The sequence below is a fragment of the Citricoccus sp. I39-566 genome (assembly GCF_031432995.1).
In the GTDB taxonomy this organism is placed as follows: Bacteria; Actinomycetota; Actinomycetes; order Actinomycetales; family Micrococcaceae; genus Citricoccus; species Citricoccus nitrophenolicus_A.
The window spans coordinates 1214293-1233338 of sequence record NZ_CP133842.1 but is presented as its reverse complement, the minus strand read 5'-3'; the positions used below and the strand labels follow the sequence as shown (position 1 = coordinate 1233338).

General features: G+C 73.1%; 16 protein-coding genes. 12 read left to right on the top strand and 4 right to left on the bottom strand.

Annotated features, from left to right (window positions below):
* Positions 1–7 precede the first annotated feature (7 nt).
* Positions 8–1357, top strand: coding sequence for an MFS transporter (locus tag RE421_RS05790; protein WP_309815765.1), 1350 nt, complete (start codon positions 8–10; stop codon positions 1355–1357).
* A gap of 123 nt (positions 1358–1480) precedes the next feature.
* On the opposite strand, the gene RE421_RS05785 is transcribed toward RE421_RS05790, so the two are convergent.
* The gene (locus RE421_RS05785; RefSeq protein ID WP_309815760.1) at positions 1481–1744 is read right to left on the bottom strand and encodes a hypothetical protein; all 264 of its coding nucleotides are present in this window, start codon (positions 1742–1744) and stop codon (positions 1481–1483) included.
* Positions 1745–1803: 59 nt separating this feature from the next.
* Here RE421_RS05785 and RE421_RS05780 point away from each other — a divergent pair, with 59 nt between their 5' ends.
* The 7 genes from RE421_RS05780 (at position 1804) to RE421_RS05750 (ending at position 13401) form a co-directional block, all read left to right on the top strand.
* Positions 1804–6867: an ATP-dependent helicase gene (locus RE421_RS05780; RefSeq protein WP_309815758.1), complete on the top strand. Its 5064-nt coding sequence runs from the start codon at positions 1804–1806 to the stop codon at positions 6865–6867.
* A 3-nt stretch (positions 6868–6870) separates the two neighbouring features.
* Positions 6871–7809, top strand: a complete 939-nt coding sequence (locus RE421_RS05775; protein WP_309815756.1) for a DNA-formamidopyrimidine glycosylase family protein — start codon at positions 6871–6873, stop codon at positions 7807–7809.
* Between the two features lie 35 nt (positions 7810–7844).
* Positions 7845–9035: a sugar phosphate nucleotidyltransferase gene (locus tag RE421_RS05770; protein ID WP_309815753.1), complete on the top strand. Its 1191-nt coding sequence runs from the start codon at positions 7845–7847 to the stop codon at positions 9033–9035.
* A 78-nt stretch (positions 9036–9113) separates the two neighbouring features.
* A complete protein-coding gene (locus RE421_RS05765) occupies positions 9114–10151 on the top strand; it encodes a pseudouridine synthase (RefSeq protein WP_309815750.1) in 1038 nt (345 codons plus the stop codon).
* Positions 10148–10768, top strand: coding sequence for a VTT domain-containing protein (locus RE421_RS05760; RefSeq protein ID WP_309815748.1), 621 nt, complete (start codon positions 10148–10150; stop codon positions 10766–10768). The genes RE421_RS05765 and RE421_RS05760 overlap by 4 nt, the downstream gene beginning before the upstream one ends.
* 3 nt (positions 10769–10771) lie before the next feature.
* Positions 10772–12559: a hypothetical protein gene (locus tag RE421_RS05755; RefSeq protein ID WP_309815745.1), complete on the top strand. Its 1788-nt coding sequence runs from the start codon at positions 10772–10774 to the stop codon at positions 12557–12559.
* 32 nt (positions 12560–12591) lie between these two features.
* Complete coding sequence (locus RE421_RS05750) at positions 12592–13401, top strand: alpha/beta hydrolase (RefSeq protein ID WP_309815741.1); 810 nt, start codon at positions 12592–12594, stop codon at positions 13399–13401.
* 16 nt (positions 13402–13417) lie between these two features.
* Here the strand turns inward: RE421_RS05750 and RE421_RS05745 are convergent, their stop codons facing one another.
* Positions 13418–13726, bottom strand: coding sequence for a hypothetical protein (locus RE421_RS05745; RefSeq protein WP_309815738.1), 309 nt, complete (start codon positions 13724–13726; stop codon positions 13418–13420).
* Between the two features lie 96 nt (positions 13727–13822).
* Between RE421_RS05745 and RE421_RS05740 the strand changes: the two genes are divergently transcribed.
* The 4 genes from RE421_RS05740 (at position 13823) to RE421_RS05725 (ending at position 17326) form a co-directional block, all read left to right on the top strand.
* Entirely contained in the window at positions 13823–15019 is a 1197-nt protein-coding gene (locus tag RE421_RS05740) for an NADH:flavin oxidoreductase/NADH oxidase (RefSeq protein ID WP_309815735.1), read from the top strand.
* Between the two features lie 9 nt (positions 15020–15028).
* The gene (locus tag RE421_RS05735; protein WP_309815732.1) at positions 15029–15781 is read left to right on the top strand and encodes a glutamine amidotransferase; all 753 of its coding nucleotides are present in this window, start codon (positions 15029–15031) and stop codon (positions 15779–15781) included.
* Between the two features lie 72 nt (positions 15782–15853).
* On the top strand, positions 15854–16393 hold the full coding sequence (locus tag RE421_RS05730) for an NUDIX hydrolase family protein (protein WP_309815729.1): 540 nt from the start codon (positions 15854–15856) through the stop codon (positions 16391–16393).
* 3 nt (positions 16394–16396) lie between these two features.
* Positions 16397–17326 carry a DUF6707 family protein gene (locus tag RE421_RS05725; protein ID WP_309815725.1) on the top strand — a complete coding sequence of 310 codons (930 nt, stop codon included), beginning with the start codon at positions 16397–16399 and terminating at the stop codon, positions 17324–17326.
* Positions 17327–17338: 12 nt separating this feature from the next.
* On the opposite strand, the gene RE421_RS05720 is transcribed toward RE421_RS05725, so the two are convergent.
* Entirely contained in the window at positions 17339–17785 is a 447-nt protein-coding gene (locus RE421_RS05720; protein WP_309815722.1) for a lipopolysaccharide assembly protein LapA domain-containing protein, read from the bottom strand.
* A gap of 103 nt (positions 17786–17888) precedes the next feature.
* A complete protein-coding gene (locus RE421_RS05715; protein WP_309815718.1) occupies positions 17889–19037 on the bottom strand; it encodes an FUSC family protein in 1149 nt (382 codons plus the stop codon).
* Positions 19038–19046 lie beyond the last annotated feature (9 nt).

Sequence of the window (19046 nt, the reverse complement as noted above, 5' to 3'; positions counted from 1 at the left end):
GCAGACCATGTCCCAGCACCATGACGACGTCGCCACCAGTACACCAACCGCCACAGTCAGAACGCCCACCTCCGAGGCCGAGCGGAGCAGGGAGGCCCGCCGCGTCATCGGCGCCACCTTCCTGGGAACCACCATCGAGTGGTATGACTTCTTCCTCTACGCTGCCTCCGCCGCGCTGATCTTCGGGCCTCAGTTCTTCCCCTCGGATGACCCGACGGCCAGTCAGCTGGGGGCCTTCGCCACCTTCGCCTTCGGATTCATCGCCCGGCCGGTCGGCGGGATCCTCGCCGGACACTTCGGGGATCGCATCGGTCGTAAGCGCATGCTGGTCCTCTCCCTCTACCTGATGGGCGGGGCCACCGTCCTCATCGGCCTGATCCCCACCTATGAGTCCATCGGCATGTGGGCACCCGCGCTGCTCACCGTCCTCCGGCTGATCCAGGGACTGGGTGTCGGCGCCGAATGGGGTGGCGCGGTGACCATGGCCATCGAGCACGCCCCGGCTGGCAAGCGGTCCCTGTACGGGGCCGCACCCACCATGGGGTTGCCCGCCGGCCTGATGCTGGCCAACCTCATGCTCATCATCCTCATGGCCGCCACCGGGCCCGCCTTCCTGGAATGGGGGTGGCGGATCGCCTTCGTGGTCAGCTTCCTGCTGGTGGTCGTCGGCATCTGGGCCCGCCGCCGGCTCGGGGAGAGCCCGCTGTTCGAGGAGTCGGTCAAGAACGAGCCGGCCAAGGTTCCCTTCCTCGAGGTCTTCAAGCGCTTCACCCCGCAACTGCTGCTGACGATCTTCGTCGCCGGGGTCCCCTCGATCCTGTCCTACATCGTGCTGACCTGGGCCCTGTCCTACGGAACGGCACAGATCGGCTACTCGCAGACCTCACTGCTGTGGATCGGGATCGCCTGTTGCGTCCTGCAGATCATCATGCTGCCGCTGCTGGCCCAGCGTGCCGATCGCACCGGCCTGACCCGGATGGCCGTGCTGGGCGCCGTCCTCATGGCGGCGACGGCACTGCTGTTCTTCCCGCTGTTCAACACCGGAAACATCTGGTTGGCCGCCCTGGCCACCATCCTGGCCCACGCCTCCACGTCCTTCGCCTGGTCGGTGGTCCCTCCCATCCTGACCCAGGCGTTCCCCGCCAACATCCGGTACTCCGGCATCAGCATGGCCTACCAGTTCGGCGCTATCGCCGGCGGTGGCTTCGCCCCGCTCATCGCAACATCACTGCTCGCACAGACCGGCTCGAGTTGGTCCGTCGCCCTGTACGTCGTCTTTGCGGCCCTCGTGATGCTCGCCTGCACCCTGGTGCTGTCCCGCTTCCGGACCCACCGCGACTATGCCGATCACGTCTGAGCACCCGCGGCACTCTCCGCTGGCGTAACCCGTCCATCGACTGCTGGAATCCGCAGGGTGTTTGCGTCTAACACCCTACGGAACCCCACTCTCGAGGGACGGTCCCACATTGGGTCCGGGTGATCAGTACAGACGCCCGGTGTCCAGGATCCTCTGCACGTCCTCGGCGGCGATCCGGGCGAAGGACGCGACCCGGTCCACCGGCATTCCTCCGGCGGCGGCCTCCTGGACCAGAGGGATCAGCTCTCCGACCGCACGCTGCAGTTCGGACTGGGCCCTGCCCACACGGGCGGAGCAGGTGTCCAGGCGCAGTTCGAGGTCCACCTCCGCCTGGTCCCGGGCCGCAGAGTGCGCTCCGTCCGTGAACTCGAATCGCCAATCGCTCATGCGGTCATCGTCCCACGAGGGCCGCTACCTCGTCCGGCCCCCGGCGTAGCATGGCCGCAATGGCCCGACACCCCCAGCCCGGCGCCGCGCCGGGTCCCGAGAGACAGCCCGCGGCGGACGAGGTCCTCGCCCGGTTCACCCCCGCCACGCGTGAGTGGTTCGCGGGGGCCTTCGCCGCGCCGACCACGGCGCAGCTCGGCGCGTGGGACGCCATCTCCTCCGGCCAGCACGCGCTCGTGGTGGCCCCCACCGGTTCGGGCAAGACGCTGTCCGCCTTCCTCTGGGCCCTGGATGGGTTCCTGCGCACCCCGGCGGAGAAGTCCGCGACGGTCCAGCGGACCCGTGTCCTGTACATCTCCCCGCTCAAGGCCCTCGGCGTGGACGTGGAGCGCAACCTGCGCACGCCGCTGATCGGTATCACACAGACGGCCAAGCGGCTCGGGGCGGAGCCTCCCGAGGTCCGCGTCGGCGTCCGGTCCGGGGACACCCCAGCCCGCGAGCGCCGACAGCTCGCCAGCCACCCCCCGGACATCCTGATCACCACCCCCGAGTCGCTCTACCTCATGCTGACCTCGCAGGCGCGGGCCACGCTCGCGGGTGTGGAGACGGTGATCGTGGACGAGGTGCACGCCGTGGCCGGCACCAAGCGGGGCGCGCACCTGGCGGTCTCCCTCGAACGGCTCGACGCGCTGCTGCAGACGCCCGCCCAGCGCATCGGGCTCTCCGCCACGGTCGAGCCGAAGGAGGAGGTGGCGCGGTTCCTCGGCGGCATCCAGCCCGTGCGCGTGGTGGCGCCGACCTCCACCAAGTCCTGGGACGTCCACGTCACGGTCCCGGTGCCGGACATGACGGAGCTGCCCTCCACCCCCGCGGCCCACGACCTCGGGCCCGGGTCCGGGCTGCAGGCCAACGCCTCGATCTGGCCGCACGTGGAGGAGCGGATCGTGGACCTCGTCGCCGCGAACCGGTCCACCATCGTCTTCGCCAACTCGCGCCGCCTGGCCGAGCGGCTGACCGGGCGCCTCAACGAGATCTGGGAGGAACGGCAGGAGCCAGGAGGCCAGGGGCCCGACGGCGGCGCCCCCTCCCAGCCCGAGGGCGGCTCCCAGCCGCCCGGCACCGCGGACCAGCCAGTCACTCCCCGCGCGCACGCCCCCCGCCACTCGCCCGCCGAGCTGATGGGCGGGGCGGGGCAGTCCAGCGGCCACGCCGCCCAGGGCACGGAGGACGAGTTCGCCCGCGCCCACCACGGCTCGGTGTCCAAGGAGCAGCGGGCGCTGATCGAGGATGCCCTGAAGTCCGGCACCCTGCGCTGCGTGGTGGCCACCAGCTCGCTGGAGCTGGGCATCGACATGGGGGCGGTGGACCTGGTGATCCAGGTGGAGTCCCCGCCCTCGGTGGCCTCGGGCCTGCAGCGCGTGGGCCGCGCGGGGCACCAGGTCGGGGAGACCTCCACGGGCTGGTTCTTCCCCAAGCATCGCGGGGACCTCGTGGACACCGCCGTGGTGGTGGAGCGCATGCTCTCCGGGCGGATCGAGTCGATGTCCATCCCGGCCAACCCTTTGGACATCCTGGCCCAGCAGACGGTGGCTGCCTGCGCCCTGGAGGACGTGGACGTGGAGGCCTGGTTCGATACGCTCCGCCGCTCGGCCCCGTTCGCCACCCTGCCGCATTCGGCCTACGAGTCCGTGCTGGACCTGCTCTCCGGTCGCTACCCCTCGGACGAGTTCGCCGAGCTGCGCCCGCGCGTGGTCTGGGACCGAGAGGCGGGCACCCTGGCTGGCCGGACCGGCTCGCAGTGGCTCGCCGTCACCTCCGGCGGCACCATCCCGGACCGGGGGCTCTTCGGCGTCTTCCTGGCCGGCACGGAGGACGAGAAGTCCGGCACCGCCCGCACGGGAGGGCGGCGGGTCGGCGAGCTGGATGAGGAGATGGTCTACGAGTCCCGCGAGGGAGACGTCATCGTCCTGGGTGCCACCAGCTGGCAGATCCAGGACATCACGCACGATCGCGTGCTCGTGGTCCCCGCCTTCGGCCAGCCCGGTCGGCTGCCCTTCTGGCGCGGGGATGCCGAGGGGCGCCCCGTCGAGCTGGGCGAGGCCGTGGGGGCCTTCCGCCGGGAGGTCGCGGCCGGCGCGGGGCACCCGGAGGACCGGGCCGCCGTGCGGCTCGAGGCCGCCGGCCTGGACGGGTGGGCGCGGGACAACCTGACCGCGTACCTGACGGAGCAGCAGGAGGCCACCGGCCAGCTGCCCACGGAGAAGACCCTTGTGGTGGAGCGGTTCCACGACGAGCTCGGGGACTGGAGGGTGGTGCTGCACTCCCCCTACGGGATGCCGGTGCACGCCCCGTGGGCGCTGGCGGTGGGGGCGCGGCTGCACGCGCGGTACGGCATGGACGGCTCGGCCATGGCCGCGGACGACGGGATCGTGCTGCGCGTGCCCCTGATGGAGGACGAGCCGCCCGGGGCGGAGCTGTTCCTGTTCAGCGCGGAGGAGCTCGAGGAGATCGTCACCGCCGAGGTGGGCGGCTCGGCACTGTTCGCCGCCCGGTTCCGGGAGAACGCCGCCCGCGCCCTGCTGCTGCCCCGCCGGGACCCGGGCAAGCGCACCCCGCTGTGGCAGCAGCGCCAGCGCTCGGCCCAGCTGCTCGAGGTCGCCCGGAAGTACCCGCGCTTCCCGATCATCCTGGAGACCGTCCGTGAGTGCCTGCAGGACGTCTACGACCTGCCCGCCCTGAAGGAGCTCGCCACCCGGATCGAGGCGAAGTCGCTGCGCCTGGTGGAGACCACCACGCAGTCCCCCTCGCCCTTCGCGCAGTCCCTGCTGTTCGGCTACGTGGCCCAGTTCATCTACGAGGGCGATTCCCCGCTGGCCGAGCGCCGCGCCGCCGCCCTCTCGCTGGACCCCGGACTGCTCAACGAGCTGCTCGGCCGCGCCGAGCTGCGGGACCTGTTGGACCCCGCCGTGATCGCGACGGTCGAGGCGGACCTGCAGCGGCTCTCCCCGGACCGCCGGGTCAAGGGCCTCGAGGGGCTGGCGGACCTGCTCCGCCTGCTCGGTCCGCTGTCCGCGGAGGAGGCGGCCGCCCGGCTGCGGTCCGGAGCCAGCGACTCCGAGGAGGCGGGGGGATCGAGTCCCCTCGCCGCTACGGTTACCGAGGCCTCCGCCCTCCTCGACCACCTGGTCGCCGCGAACCGCGCGCTGAGGGTGCGCCTGGCCGGGCAGACCCGCTACGCCGCAGTCGAGGACGCCGCGCGCCTGCGGGACGCCCTCGGGGTGGCCCTGCCGATGGGCATCCCGGTCGCCTTCGTCGAGCCGGTCGCGGATCCCCTCGGGGACCTCGTCTCCCGCTACGCACGCACCCACGGCCCCTTCACCGCCACCGAGGCCGGGGCCGCGCTGGGACTGGGCGCCGCCGTCGTGCACCAGGTCCTGCAGCGGCTCGCCGCGGAGCACCGGGTGAGCGAGGGGCAGTTCCGGCCCGGCGCCGGGGAACACGGCCCCGCTGGGCCACTGGAGGCAGAGTGGTGCGAGGTCGAGGTCCTGCGGCGCATCCGTCGCCGTTCGCTGGCAGCCCTCCGGGCCGAGGTCGAGCCGGTGGAGCAGTCCGGCTACGCCCGGTTCCTCGCCGACTGGCAGCACCTGGCCCCGGCCTCCGGCGGCGGCTCCCCGGCCACCCTGAACGGGGTGGACGGCGTGGCCGCGGTCCTGGACCAGCTCTCCGGGGTGCCCGTGCCGGCGAGCGCCTGGGAGTCCCATGTGCTGCCCTCCCGCGTCCGCGACTACGCGCCGGCCCTGCTGGACGAGCTGCTGGCCAGCGGCGAGTTCCTGTTCTCCGGCACGGCCGCGGCCAGCGGCAACGACGGCTGGATCGCCTTCCATGCCGCCGAGACCGCCGACCTCTCCCTCACCCGGCCCGAGGGCTTCGAGCCCGGCCCGGCGCACCGGGCGGTGCTGGAGGTGCTCGGCGGCGGCGGGGCCTGGTTCTTCGGCGGGCTCGCCGAGCGCGCCCGGGCCCTGATGACGGAGTCCGACGGCGGCGCCCCGGCCCCCGGCGGCCCGCTCCCCTCCGGCGCGGCGCGGCCCTCCTCCGCCGAGCTGCTGACCGCCCTGTGGGACCTGGTGTGGGCCGGGCGCGTGGGCAACGACACCTTCACCCCGGTCCGCGGGCTGCTGGGCCAGGGCCGCACCGCCCACAAGTCCCGGTCCCGCTCGCCCCGGGCCCGTCCGGCCCGGCCCGGCCGGGGGTCGCGGCTGTCCCGGCTGCGCCGGCTCGAAGAGGCCACCGGAGGGATCGGCGCGGGGGCCGAACACGACCATCTCGGCGGCGGCGGGGGCCGTGGGGGCGGCGGCCTGCCGGTCGACCTGGGCCCGGCGGACGCCGCCCGGGCCGCCGGGCGCTGGTCCCTGCTGCCCGACCCGGCCCCGGACCCGACCGTCCGCGCCCACGCCACCGCCGAGTACCTGCTGGACCGCTACGGGGTCATCACGCGCGGCTCCGTGGTGGCCGAGGAGGTCCCCGGCGGCTTCGCCACCCAGTACCGGCTGCTGTCCCGGATGGAGGAGGCCGGCCAGGTGCGCCGTGGCTACTACATCGAGCACCTCGGTGCCGCCCAGTTCTCCACCGGGGCCACCGTGGACCGGCTGCGCGGCTTCGCCCGGCAGGACGTGGAGGGCTCCGGGGCCGGAACCGCACCGCCCTCCCCCTGGCAGCCGGCCCCCTTAGCCCCGGCCACCCCGGCCGTGGCCCTGGCCGCCACGGACCCGGCCAATCCCTACGGCGCCGCCCTGCCGTGGCCGGAGATCCCCGCCGGGGCGGACGGCGTGCGGCCCACGGGACAGCGGCCCGGGCGGAAGGCCGGCGCCGTGGTGGTGCTCGTGGCCGGCGAGCTGGTGCTCTACGTGGAGCGCGGTGGACGGACCCTGCTGCTGTTCACCGAGGACGAGTCCGCGCTGGCCCCGCTGGCCTCGTCGCTGGGCTGGGCACTGCGGACCGCCCGGGTGGAGAAGATGTCCCTGGAGAAGGTCAACGGGGTGCCCCTGACGGGCACGCCCCTGGCGGCCGCCCTGCTGGAGGCCGGGTTCTACTCCTCGCCCTCCGGCCTGAGGTTCAGGTCCTGAGCCATGCCCGAGGGAGATTCGCTGGTCCGACTGGCCGATCGGCTGCGCCCGGTGCTCGCGGGCCGTCATCTGGTGCGCACCGACTTCAGGGTGCCCCGGCTGGCCACCCTCGACCTCTCCGGGGCGAGCATCCGCTCGGTGCGCCCACGCGCGAAGTACCTGCTGATGGACGCCGGCGAGCTGACGGTGCTCTCCCACCTGAAGATGGAGGGGCGGTGGGAGGCCTATCCGCTCCTGGGCGCCGGCGGCGGCCCCGTCACCCCGCGCTGGCGGCATCCGGGGTGGCAGGCGCGGTGCGTGCTGGAGACGGCCCGGGACCAGGTGGTCGGGTTCCAGCTCGGGCTGCTCGAGGTGCTGCCGACGGTGGCGGTCCCCGAGCGCCTGGCCTTTCTGGGCCCGGACCTGCTCGACCCGGACTGGGCACGGCCCGAGACGGCGGGGGCCCTCCTCGCGGAGGCCGTCCGGAGGCTCTCGGCGGGGGCGGACCAACCCATCGGCCTGGCCCTGCTGGACCAGCGGCTGGTCTCCGGGATCGGGAACATCTACCGCTGCGAGGCCTTGCTGCTGGCCGGACTGGACCCGCACCGGCCGGTGGCCTCGGTGCCGGACCTGCCGGGGCTGGTCACCCTGGCCCGGGACCTGATGCGCGTCAACACGGTGCCGGCCGAGCCGGGCCGCCCGGCGCCGCGGCGCACCACCACGGCCGTGGTCCCGGACCCGGCCTCGCCGTATGGGGTCCGGGTGCTGGGAGCGGCAGGCGACCGGCCGCCGTCGGGCCACCGGTCACGACCCGGCGCGCGCGGCCGGGACTCGCACTACTGGGTGTACGGCCGGAACCGGCAGGGCTGCCTGCGCTGCGGCGGCCCCGTCACCGTGGAGGACCTCGGCGATCGAACCGGCCAGGTCCGTACCCTGTACTGGTGTAGGCACTGCCAGCGATGATCGTTCCCTGACCCACCCTCTGAGAGGACGTTGAGATGGCCGACCCGTTTCCGCAGGACCGCGCCCATTCCACGGTGGCCCTCGTGCTGGCCGGGGGCCGGGGCAGCCGGCTGGCCCCGCTCACCGACGCCCGTTCCAAACCCGCCATCCCGGTGGCCGGCCAGTTCCGGCTCATCGACGTGGTCCTGTCCAACCTGGCCAACTCGGGGCTGCGCGACGTGTGGATCGTGGAACAGTACCGGCCCTTCACCCTCAACCAGCACCTGGCCGGGGGCCGGCCGTGGGACCTCGACGGCACGCGCCACGGGCTGCGCCTGCTGCCTCCGGCCGAGGGCCGGACCGAGGAGGGCTTCGCCGCCGGCAACGGCCACGCCCTGCTCCAGCAGATCCCCCTGCTGGAGGGTTTCGGCGCGGAGGCGGTGGTGGTGCTCAGCGCCGACCACCTCTACCAATTCGACCTGCGCCCGGCCCTCGAGCAGCACCGGTCCGGGGACGCGGAGCTGACCCTGGTGACCACCCACACCGATGAGGACCCCTCCCGGTTCGGGGTGGTCCAGGTGGACGCGCAGGGCGTTCCCATCCGCTACGACCACAAGCCGGAACGCCCCGAGGGCGACCTCGTGGCCACGGAGATCTTCATCTTCGACGTGGCTGCCCTGGCCGAGGTGACGCGGCAGCTCACGGCGGAGCAGGATGATCCGGAGGGTGAGTCGCTGGGTGACTACGGCGAGACGATCATCCCGCACTTCGTGGATCACCGCCGGACGCAGACTCACCGGATGGAGGGCTACTGGCGGGACGTCGGCACCGTGGACGCCTATTTCAAGGCCCACATGGAGCTGCTGGACGGCACCGGACTGGACCTGTCGCGGCCCGGCTGGCCCCTGGTCACCAACGCCGAGCCCGCCCCGCCGGCCTGGATCGACACCCGCGCCTCCGTCTCCGCCTCCTACGTGGCCCCCGGTTGCCGCGTCCTCGGCGAGGTCGAGCACAGCGTCGTGGGCTCCGGCGTTGTCATTGAGGCCGGGGCCAGGGTGTCCCGCTCCGTCCTGCTCGGCGACTGCGTGGTCCCGTCCGGGGCAGTGCTGGAGTCCGTGATCGCCGACGTCGGCGCACACGTCCCGGAGGGACGGTCCGGCCGGACCAAGCCCGGCCCCGGCAACATCACCGTCCTGGTGCCGGCGGACCGCGGGCCGCAGGGCCCGGACGAGACCACCGGCACCTGAGACCGGCCGACCGCCAGACAGCACAGGGCCTCCTGCTCCGATATGACGCGGGTCTGACCGGTCTGGAACACTGGTGCCGTGCCCCAGCTCCCACCCCTGCCCGTCCGTGACGGCGTCAACGCGACCCGGCTCACGGTGCCGGCCTCCGGCTGGGACTCCATCCTGGACTACGTCCTGCACCGCTGGGGGCACGTGGACCCGGACGGCATCGTCGAGCGCTTCCGCACCGGCGAGGTGCGCGCCGCCGACGGCGCGGTGGTCACCGAGACCACGCCCCTGGGCGTCCACGATTTCGTCTGGTACTACCGCACGGTCCCGCACGAGGATCCGATCCCCTTCCCCGTGACGGTCCTGCACCAGGACGAGCACCTCCTCGCGGTGGACAAGCCGCATTTCCTGCCGACCACGCCCGGGGGACGCTTCGTCCAGGAGACTGCCCTGGTCCGGCTGCGCAACCAGCTCGGGCTGGACCACCTGGTGCCCATGCACCGCCTGGACCGCGCCACCGCCGGTGTCCTGCTGTTCTCCACCAACCCGGACACCCGCGGCCCCTACCAGGTGCTCTTCGAGCGCCGGCAGGTGTGGAAGGTCTACGAGGCCGTCTCGGCCCTCCCGGCCGGCCGGGGCTCGGACCTCCCGGCACGGTTCCCGCTGACCTACCGCAACCGGATGGACAAGGTGAAGGGCGTGCTGACGGCCCGGACCCTGGACTACACGCCGCGGGAGTCGGGCCGCTCCCCCGGCGCTCCGGCCCGTCCCGGCCGGAAGACGAACGGGCCCACCACCGGGGCCAACGCCCAGACCCGCATCGAGCTGATCGCCGCGGGGGTCTCCGCGGGCACCTGGGCGGGGGCCGGCGTCGGGCATCTCCGCCTGTTCCCGCACACGGGGCGCACCCACCAGCTGCGCGTGCACCTGGCCGCGCTGGGACTGGGCATCCTCAACGACCCGTTCTACCCGGTGCTGCAGGACGTGGCTCCGGACGACTACGAGCGCCCCCTGCAGCTGCTGGCCCACACGATCGGCTTCACCGATCCGCTGACCGGGGCCGAGCGCCGGTTCTCCTCCCGGCTCCAGCTGGGCGAGCGGCCGGCGCCCGGCCCGTGCACGGGATGAGCGCGGCGGGCGCCGGCGCGGGACTCGACGCGGCCTGGGTCGAGTCCCTGGGCTGGTGGTTCCACCCGCTGACCGCGCTGCTGGTGGCCCTGGACGCCCCCGTCCCGCCGGTGCCGAGCGAGCTGCTGGTCATCGGCTCCGGGGCCCTGGCCCAGGTGGGCACCGTGGGCCTGTTCCCCTCCCTGCTGGCCACCTGGCTGGGCTGCTGGGCCGGGGACGCGGGCCTGTATGCCCTGTTCCGGTACCGACTGACGGGCCTGCTCGACCGGGCGAGCTGGGGCCAGCGGATCCACCGCGGGATCCTGAAGCTGCTGGACAAGGCGGGCCCCGCCCCGGGCTATGCCTCGCTGTTCGTGTTGCGCTTCGTGTCGGGCGGCCGGACGGCGTCCATGGCGGCCGCCGGGATCGCCGGCATCCCGTGGCGACCCTTCCTGGCCCTGTCAGGGAGCGGCTCGGCCGTATGGTCCGTGTACATGGTGGGGCTGGGATGGTTCACCGGCGGCGCGACAGGCCTGCCGTTCTGGGCCAGCGCCTTGGTGGGCATGGCATTGGGTACCCTTGCAGGGTTGGTCATTGCGGGGGTCATCGCCGTGCGACGACGTTCCAAGGAGGGGTGAACAGTGCACCAGGACGGGTCCTCGTCATCCTCCTCTGCCGCGCTGGAGCGCCTGAAGGCGGCCGCGGCGAAGAGCGGTCCCTCCCAGCAGCCCGAGCGCGGTGAGCAGGCCGAGCAGCCCGAGCCCGCTGAGCGGCCCGAGAAGCCCCGCCCCGACGAGCGGCCCGCCGCGCCGCGACTGCGCCACGCCAACACCCACGAGACCCAGGGCCCCCTGGAGTCCTTCAACGACTGGCTCGACGGCCTGGGCGAACCGGACTGGGACAAGGTCTCCCAGTCCATCTACGATTCCCCCGCCACGGTGAAGGCCGCCTACGAGCGGCAGAAGGAGCACCGGGAGGCCGAGCGGGCGCGCAAGGCCGAGGAGCGGCGCCTCGCGGAGGAACAGGCCGAACGGGACCGGCTCGAGGCCGAGCGGCTGGCCGAGATCGAGCGCCAGCGGGCCGCGGCGCGGGCCGAGCGGGAGCGGATCGAGGCCGAACGGCTCGCCGCCGAGGAGGCCGAGCGCGAGGCCCAGCGCCAGGCCGAGGTTCAGGCCCGCCGGGAGCGGGAGCGCGTCCTGGAGCTCCAGCGCGCCGAGGAGGAGGCCCTGCGCCTGGAGATGGAGCGCCAGGAGCACGAGGAGTGGCTGGCCCGCCAGCGCGAACGCGAGACCTGGGCCCTGCAGACGGCCGCCCGGGAGTCGGACGGCACCGACTGGGTCCCGCCCGCGGACCGCCGTGCCATGCTCGAGGAGCGCGGGGAGAACCTCACCGACGCCGAGCTGCTGGACCGCGCGCGGGCCTCCCTGCCGGAATGGCGCCACCGGGACCGGATCGTGGAGAAGGCCCAGGCCATCGAGGCCGCCACCGTCCGGCGCTCCCGCCCGCCCGTGGCCACCCTGGACCCCACGCCGGCGCCGGCCCCGGCCGGCTACATCCCGCCCTACAACCTGCCCTCCCTGGAGCCGGATCCGGCCCCGGCCTTCCCGGACCTGGTCCGTCGGGTGGCCGTGACCGTGGCGTACACGGTGTTCGTGCTCGGCGGGGTCTACGGCCTGGGCTTCCTGGGCGAGGACGCCACCGGCCCCTGGCTGCACGAACTCCACGAGGGCCGCTTCCGGGGCGGGTTCTCCATGCTCTCCATGGCGCCCTGGCACCAGTTCGCCTGGCCCGTGCTCTGGGTGGCCCTGGGCGTCTACACCGTCCACCAGTGGCTGCCCTCCCAGGCCGCCGCGGACCGGCAGCGGGCCACCGGCTGGCGGGTCTCCGGCGCCATGGTCCTGGCCGTGCTCTGGTTCGTCATCGCCCGGACGGGGGTGCTGCTCGGCGTGGAGCTGTTCGTGTGGCTGGCCCTGGGCTACCTGCTCGTGGACAGCATCCACCAGCTGAACCTCTACACCGCGCGGACCCGCTCCGAACGGGCCGTCACGGACGGGATGATCGGGCTGTTCACCGGCTGGGCACTGATCTTCGCCGCCACCAACGCCTCCATCTGGCTGCAGTCCCTCGGCATCAACCTGCTCTGGATCCCCGGTCCCGTCTGGGCCGTGCTCACCCTCGTGGTGGTGGTCTGGGGTGCCGCCTTCATGGCGATGACCGAGCGGGGCCGCATCACCATCGCCCTCGGCCTGTCCTGGGGGCTGGCGGCGATCCTCGTGCCGCGGCTGGTGGGGTCCATGACCTCGGTGTGGGTGGCCATCGTGGCCGCCATGGGGCTGTTCGTGGTGCTGCTGGCCACCGAGAACCGGCGCTACCGGATCAACCACGCCGAGCACCGGGCGGCGCTCGGCCATGAGGTCGACGAGTTCTAGAGCTGCGCCCGGCCGCGGCCTACCGTGGTCCCATGCAGCGGCAGCAGGCCAGGGTAGAGGTCCGGCCCGGCCTCCACCTCGCCTACGCGAGTCAGGGTGACACCTCCGGCCCGGCGGTGGTGTTCTTCCCCGGGCCCACGGACTCCTGGCGTTCCTACGACGCCGTCCTGCACCACTTCCCGCCCTCGGTCCACGCCGTGGCCGTCTCGGCGCGCGGTCACGGCGACTCCGACAAGCCGGAGGCCGGATACTCGGTCCAGGACTACGCCGCGGACGTCGTCCCGTTCCTCACGGCGATCGGACTGCGGCGGGTGGTCCTGGCGGGGCACTCGGCCTCCTGCCTGGTGGTCCGCCGGGTGGCGGCCGAGAGCCCCGAGCGGGTGGCCGGCCTCGTCCTCGAGGCCTCCCCGCTGACCCTGTACCAGCACCCCGAGATGGAGGACTTCGTGGCGACCGCCGTCTCCAACCTGTCCGACCCCGTCAGCCCCGGCTTCGTCCGCACCTTCCTGTCCGGCACGGCGCCCCGGGACCAGGATCCCGCGGCGTTCGAGACCCATGTGGAGCAGCTCCTGAAGGTCCCGGCCCGGGTGTGGCAGGGGACGTTCGGCGGCCTCGTGGAGTATGACGACGCCGGCCTGCTGGGCCGGATCCAGACGTCCGTCCTGCTGCTGTGGGGAGAGGCCGACCGCCGGGTGGGGCTCCTCGAGCAGGAGGCCCTCACCACGGCCATCCCGCACGCCGAACTGCGCGTCTACGCGGGCGTGGGCCACATACCCAGGATGGAGGACCCCTCGCGGTTCGCGGCGGACGTCACCGCATTCGTCACGTCCCTGGCCACCTAGGGACGGGTGCCGGATGTCAGACCTCCGGAACCCAGCGTCCGCGGACCCGGCGCAGCACCTCGAGGCGACCGGTCTGCGCGACCTGCCGGACGGCGTCGCGCATCTGTCCGGCGGCCGTGGCGGCTGCCGAGCGCTCCGCATCCCAGGAGGACTCGGGCACGGTGAAGCGCAGCACGATCCGCGGAACCCGCGCCACCACCTCGAGGTCCTTGGCCTCCACGCGGTAGATGGAGCCGAGCACGGCCTCCGCGGTGTCCATGACCTCCTCGGGGCCATGGCCGGGCAGCAGGTCGCCGATGGGCAGGCGGACACGGAAGGAGGGCATGGTGCCAGTCTACGAACCGACCCGGACCCACCGCCCACAGGAATAACCGTCGGTCCCGAGCCCGTTGTGCCGGACATGAGTCTTCTCTTCGATCCCGTGACCGTATCCGGTGCGACCCTGCGCAACCGCGTCATCCTCCCCCCGATGTGCCAGTACATGGTGACCGCCAGAGACGGGGTGCCGGGCCCCTGGCATCTGGCGCACCTGGGAGCGCGCGCCGCCGGCGGCTTCGGGATGGTCGTGGCCGAGGCCACCTCCGTGGTCCCGGAAGGCCGCATCTCGGACCAGGACACGGGCCTGTGGAACGACGTCCAGCGCGATGCCTGGGCGCCGATCGCCGACTTCGTCCGCTCCCAGGGCGCCGTCCCGGCCGTCCAGCTGGCCCACGCCGGGTCCAAGGCCGCCACGTGGCCGGCCCACCCCGGCTACCCGGACGGGGGCATCCCGCTGGACGAGGGCGGCTGGGAGACCGTCTCCCCCTCGGGCATCCCCGCCGTCAGCTCCGTGGGGCCCACCCGCGAGCTGACCTCCGCCGAGATCGAGGACACCATCACGGCCTTCGCCGCTGCGGCGCGCCGGGCGGACGAGGCCGGATTCGACGCCGTGCAGATCCACGGCGCCCACGGCTACCTCATCCACCAGTTCCTCTCCCCCGTCACGAACCGGCGGACGGACGAGTGGGGCGGCTCCTTCGAGAACCGCACGCGGTTCGTCCGCCGCGTCACGGAGGCCGTGCGCGCCGTGTGGCCCGCGGAGAAGGTCCTCGGGATCCGCCTCTCCGGCTCGGACTGGCTCGAGGACAGCTGGGGCGAGCAGGACACCGTGACCCTCGTGCGCGAGCTGGCCGGGCTCGGCCTGGACTGGGTGGACGTGTCCTCCGGCGGCATCGGGGACACCTACCAGGGCCCCCAGGGGCCCGCCTACCAGGTCCCGCTGGCCGCGGCGGTGCGCGCCGGGACCGCAGACATCGCCCTGGGCTCCGGCCAGGGGATGCAGGAGAATCCGGGGCACGACGCCGGCGCGCGCCGGCTGTTCGTCTCGGCCGTCGGCGCGATCACCGACCCCGAGCTCGCCGAGTCCGTGCTCGCGGAGGGCCGCGCCGACGCGGTGGACATCGGCCGGGCGGCCCTGGTGCACCCGAACTGGCCCGTGGAGGCCGCCGAGTCCCTCGGGGACGCGCGGTACCGGGAGCTCATGGCCCCCGCCTACCACCGCGGCTCCTGGGGGCGGACGTCCACGCCCGTGCGCCAGCAGGCTGCCGCCGAGCCCGTGGGCGCCGGCGCCGCGGGCTAATCTGGCCGGGTGCTGCCCTTCCTGCTGATCCAGACCCGCGCGGATGACGCCGTCGCCGCCGACGAGGTGCGCTCCACCACCGAGCTCGGCGGCTTCGACGCCGGAGAGCTGACCGCCCTGCGGCTGGACCGGGTCCTCGCGGCGGGCGAGCGGGCGCCGGACTGGGCGGCAATCCTCGCCGGCCATTCCGGGGTGATCGTGAGCGGCAGCCCGTTCAACTCCTCCGACCCGGACGAGCTCAAGTCCGACCTGCAGGTGGCCGTGGAGGCCGAGCTGGGACGGCTGCTGGATACGGTCTTGGACCGGGACGTGCCCTTCCTCGGTGCCTGCTACGGGGTCGGGACCCTGGGCCTCCACCAGGGAGCACGAGTGGACTCGACCTATGGGGAGCCGGCCGGGGCCGTGACCCTGCGCGTGACCGAGGCGGGCCGGCAGGACCCGCTGCTGGCCGGCGTCGGGCCCCGGTTCACCGCCTTCGTGGGGCACAAGGAGGCCATCCGCACCCTCCCGGACCACGCCGAGGTGCTGGTGGCGGGCGACGCGTGCCCGGTGCAGATGTTCCGGATCGGCACCCACCAGTACGCGACCCAGTTCCACCCCGAGCTGGACCTGGACGGGCTGCTGTACCGGTTGGAGATCTACGCGGACCACGGCTACTACGACCCGGCCGAGGCGCAGGACCTTTTCGCCCGGGTGCGCGCCGCGACCGTCACCGAACCGCGGAAGGTGCTGGCGAACTTCCGGCGGCGCTACGGGCGGTGACGTGGCCCCAGTCTGGCCCATGCCCGGACCGTCGGCGTGACCGGCGGGGCGGACTCGGGTAGAACTGAAGCCATGAGCGTACGCACCCCTGACCCGAATCCCGGGTGGCTGTCGGAAGAGGACCTCTACGAGGCCCGCCGCCGCCTGCCCATGGTCTACGTGGAGGCCCTGCCGGTGCGCCTGGACGCCCTCGGGTACGTCTCGGAGATCGGGCTGCTGTACATGGCGGACACCGAGGGCTACCTGCGCCGCACCCTCGTCTCAGGCCGGGTGATGTACCGCGAGACCGTCCGCGCCGCCCTGATGCGCCACCTGGAGAAGGACCTGGGACCGCTCGCCCTGCCGCAGCTGCCGCCCTCGGTCATCCCGTTCACCGTGGCCGAGTACTTCCCGAGCCCTTCCGAGACGGGCCTGACGGACGACCGCCAGCACGCCGTGGCCCTGGCCTACCTGGTGCCGGTCACCGGTGAGTGCGAGCCCCGTGGGGATGCGCTGGAGCTGTCCTGGCTGACGCCCGAGGAGGCGCTCAGCGAGGAGGTCCAAGCCGAGTTCATCGGTGGGCGGGGGAACCTGGTCCGCCAGGCCCTGGCCCACGTGGGCTGGGGGCGCTGAACCATGATCACGCCGGCTCCCCAGAACCAGCAGAACCCCGGACAGCACGACGCCGGAGGAGACTACCTGCGCTCGGTCAAGGCCCAGCAGGTCGGGCCGGGCGACCGCTTCCTGAAGCGTCAGGGGGATCCCTCGGTCCCGGTGGCGCAGGTGCGCACCACCCGGGACGACTTCGGCACGCCGGCCCTCGTGGTGGCCACGCTGGAGGACGGCCGCGAGGTGCGGATCGCCTTCGGCTCCACCATCCGCGTGCGCACCCGCCGGCCCGCGCCGGCGCTGGACGCCAGCACGGACCTGACCCCCGCCGAGGAGGGCTCGCCCGAGGCCACGGTGGTCCAGGTGGCCCAGCTGCACCCGGACAACCAGCACGTGCTGTCCGTGGCCTCGAAGCTCTCCCGCGGCATCAACCTGCGCTCGGGCTCGCAGCTCGAGGACATCGACACCCTGGCACACCACCTGTTCATCGACCTGGACGATTCGGACGGCGCCCTGACGCTGACCACCCTGCTGACCCAGTTGCCCTATGACGGGGCGATGGGCCGGTGGAAGTCGATCGAGTCCTCCCTGGCCCTGGCCGCGAGCATCCACTTCTACCGCGGCGAGGAGGTCGAGGGCCGGGCGGCCGGTGCCCGGCTGGCCGAGCCCGATGAGGCGGAGACGGATCCGATCCGCGCCCAGCGGACCGCCGAGATCCGCCAGCGGCAGATGAACGAGCCGAACCTCTACGACCGGGAGGTGCTGCGGGCCGAGGCCGCCGGCGACCTGGCCGGGGAGCGGCAGTGGCGCGAGTCCCGGCTGGCCACCCTGATGTACCTGCGCGCCCGGGGCGGGTCCGAGACCTTCAGCGAGGAGGAGTTGGACCGCCGGGTGCGCCGCGAGGTGACTGAGCTGCGGGCCCTGGCGGACCGGATCGCCGAGGCCGGCGAGGACTGAGGGCCCGGACCCCTACCGGAGCTGGGCCTTGATGGCCTTGCGCTCCTTCTCCAGCCTGCGCACCCGGTGGCCGAGCTTGATGAGCCGCACGGAGCCGAAGAGTCCCATCACGAGGACGCCGGCGATGGCCGCGAACAGCATGGCGATGCCCAGCGGCAGGCTGAAGCTCCAGCCGAAGTAGGCGAACTGCGCCTCCACGTTGTTCTGCAGGATGAAGATCAACAGCATCACGAGCACCACGGCACCGAGGATCAGTGCGATCCAGGTCCCGCCGCTGAGGCCCGTGCGGGCCGGCTGGTCCAGTGAGGGGTCCGTCTCCACACGGGGCCGGGAGGCACCCTCGGGGACGGTGTCCACCTCACGGTTCGACTCCGGTGACCCGGTGGGATCGACCTCGACCTCGTACTCCAGCTCGGTCTCCCCCCGGTGCGCCGGCTCCACGGCGCCGGGTCCGGTCACGGGAGGCAGCCCGTCCTGAGGGTTGTCATTTCTGCGTTCCATGTCAGGTCTCGCTCTCGTCACCGGTTGGTACTGGTCAAGCTACTGCCGTTGTCCCGCTCGCTCAACCCGCGCCGCCGCCGGCGGCGGTGGCCCTCGAGGGGTGCTCCAGGCGCAGCACCCATTTGCGCCAGGCCCAGGGGGTGGCGACGCAGGCCATGCCGACGGCGGCACCGATCACCGTCTCGATGAACCGGTCGTAGACCAGCTCCGAGGTGTCGACCTCCGTGGTGGAGGCACTCATCGCCAACACGGTGGACAGCAGCGCCAGCGGGGTGACGGCGATCTGCGCCAGCACGTACTGCCGGGCGATGAACAGCTCAGCCGTGCACTGCAGCGCGGCGATGATCAGCACGATTAGCCACAGCGGTGGATGGATCCACAGCACCGCGGCCAGCACCAGCAGCCCGATGAAGGTGCCGATGATGCGCTGGATGCCCCGGTTGACGCGGTAGCGGGTGGAGTGGCCCACCAGCGGGACCACGGCGGCCACCATGGCCCAGTAGTTGTGCTCGATCCCCAGTACGGGTCCCAGGGCGGTGGCCAGCGAGCCGGACACCCCGGCGGCCACCACGTACCAGGCCGCCTCAGACCAGACCAGGCGGTGGCGGGACCCGGTCAGGGGATCACTCGCCGGCCGCCGGATCCGGTGCCGGTTGCGGGGCACCACCCGGGAGGAGATCCCGATCAGCAGGGCGAACAGGATGGCGGCCGCCGCGGTCAGCAACGCCTCGCCCAGCGGTGGTTGATAGGGCACGGAGGAGACCGCCGCGAAGGCGAAGATGTGGAACAGGGAGCCGGAGGGGCGCAGGTTCCAGTACGCGGCCACCACGGCACAGACCCCGGCCACCACGGAGGTGAGCGCCACCAGCGCCCACGGGTTCTCCGTCCCGGACAGCCCGTTGCGGCCGGCCAGGGTGGCCAGCAACAGCACCACGAACATCAGGGCGCCGGCCCGGGTCTGCATCTGCAGCCGTGCGCCGTGGTCCAGGTTGCGGCCGTAGATCGCGGTGAAGGCTCCGAACGAGGCGAAGATCGCCAGGTCGATCCGGTCGATCAGCAGGAGCGTGAGCAGGGGGACCAGCACGGTGATGCCGCAGCGGATGGCCACCTCGTGGTCCCGGTGGGCCGGAGCCATGGTGAACAGCGCGGGGATCGGGTTGAGGTCGGCGAGCCGGCCGTTCGGCCGCTGACCGGACGTCGCTGAGCTCACCGCCACCTG

Excerpts from the sequence above, each read along its gene's own strand:
- RE421_RS05775 (WP_309815756.1), top strand. The coding sequence starts at position 6,871 with ATGCCCGAGGGAGATTCGCTGGTCCGACTGGCCGATCGGCTGCGCCCG.
- RE421_RS05760 (WP_309815748.1), top strand. The coding sequence starts at position 10,148 with ATGAGCGCGGCGGGCGCCGGCGCGGGACTCGACGCGGCCTGGGTCGAG.
- RE421_RS05730 (WP_309815729.1), top strand. The coding sequence starts at position 15,854 with ATGAGCGTACGCACCCCTGACCCGAATCCCGGGTGGCTGTCGGAAGAG.
- RE421_RS05750 (WP_309815741.1), top strand. The coding sequence starts at position 12,592 with ATGCAGCGGCAGCAGGCCAGGGTAGAGGTCCGGCCCGGCCTCCACCTC.
- RE421_RS05780 (WP_309815758.1), top strand. The coding sequence starts at position 1,804 with ATGGCCCGACACCCCCAGCCCGGCGCCGCGCCGGGTCCCGAGAGACAG.
- RE421_RS05790 (WP_309815765.1), top strand. The coding sequence starts at position 8 with ATGTCCCAGCACCATGACGACGTCGCCACCAGTACACCAACCGCCACA.
- RE421_RS05785 (WP_309815760.1), bottom strand. The coding sequence starts at position 1,744 with ATGAGCGATTGGCGATTCGAGTTCACGGACGGAGCGCACTCTGCGGCC.
- RE421_RS05725 (WP_309815725.1), top strand. The coding sequence starts at position 16,397 with ATGATCACGCCGGCTCCCCAGAACCAGCAGAACCCCGGACAGCACGAC.
- RE421_RS05745 (WP_309815738.1), bottom strand. The coding sequence starts at position 13,726 with ATGCCCTCCTTCCGTGTCCGCCTGCCCATCGGCGACCTGCTGCCCGGC.
- RE421_RS05770 (WP_309815753.1), top strand. The coding sequence starts at position 7,845 with ATGGCCGACCCGTTTCCGCAGGACCGCGCCCATTCCACGGTGGCCCTC.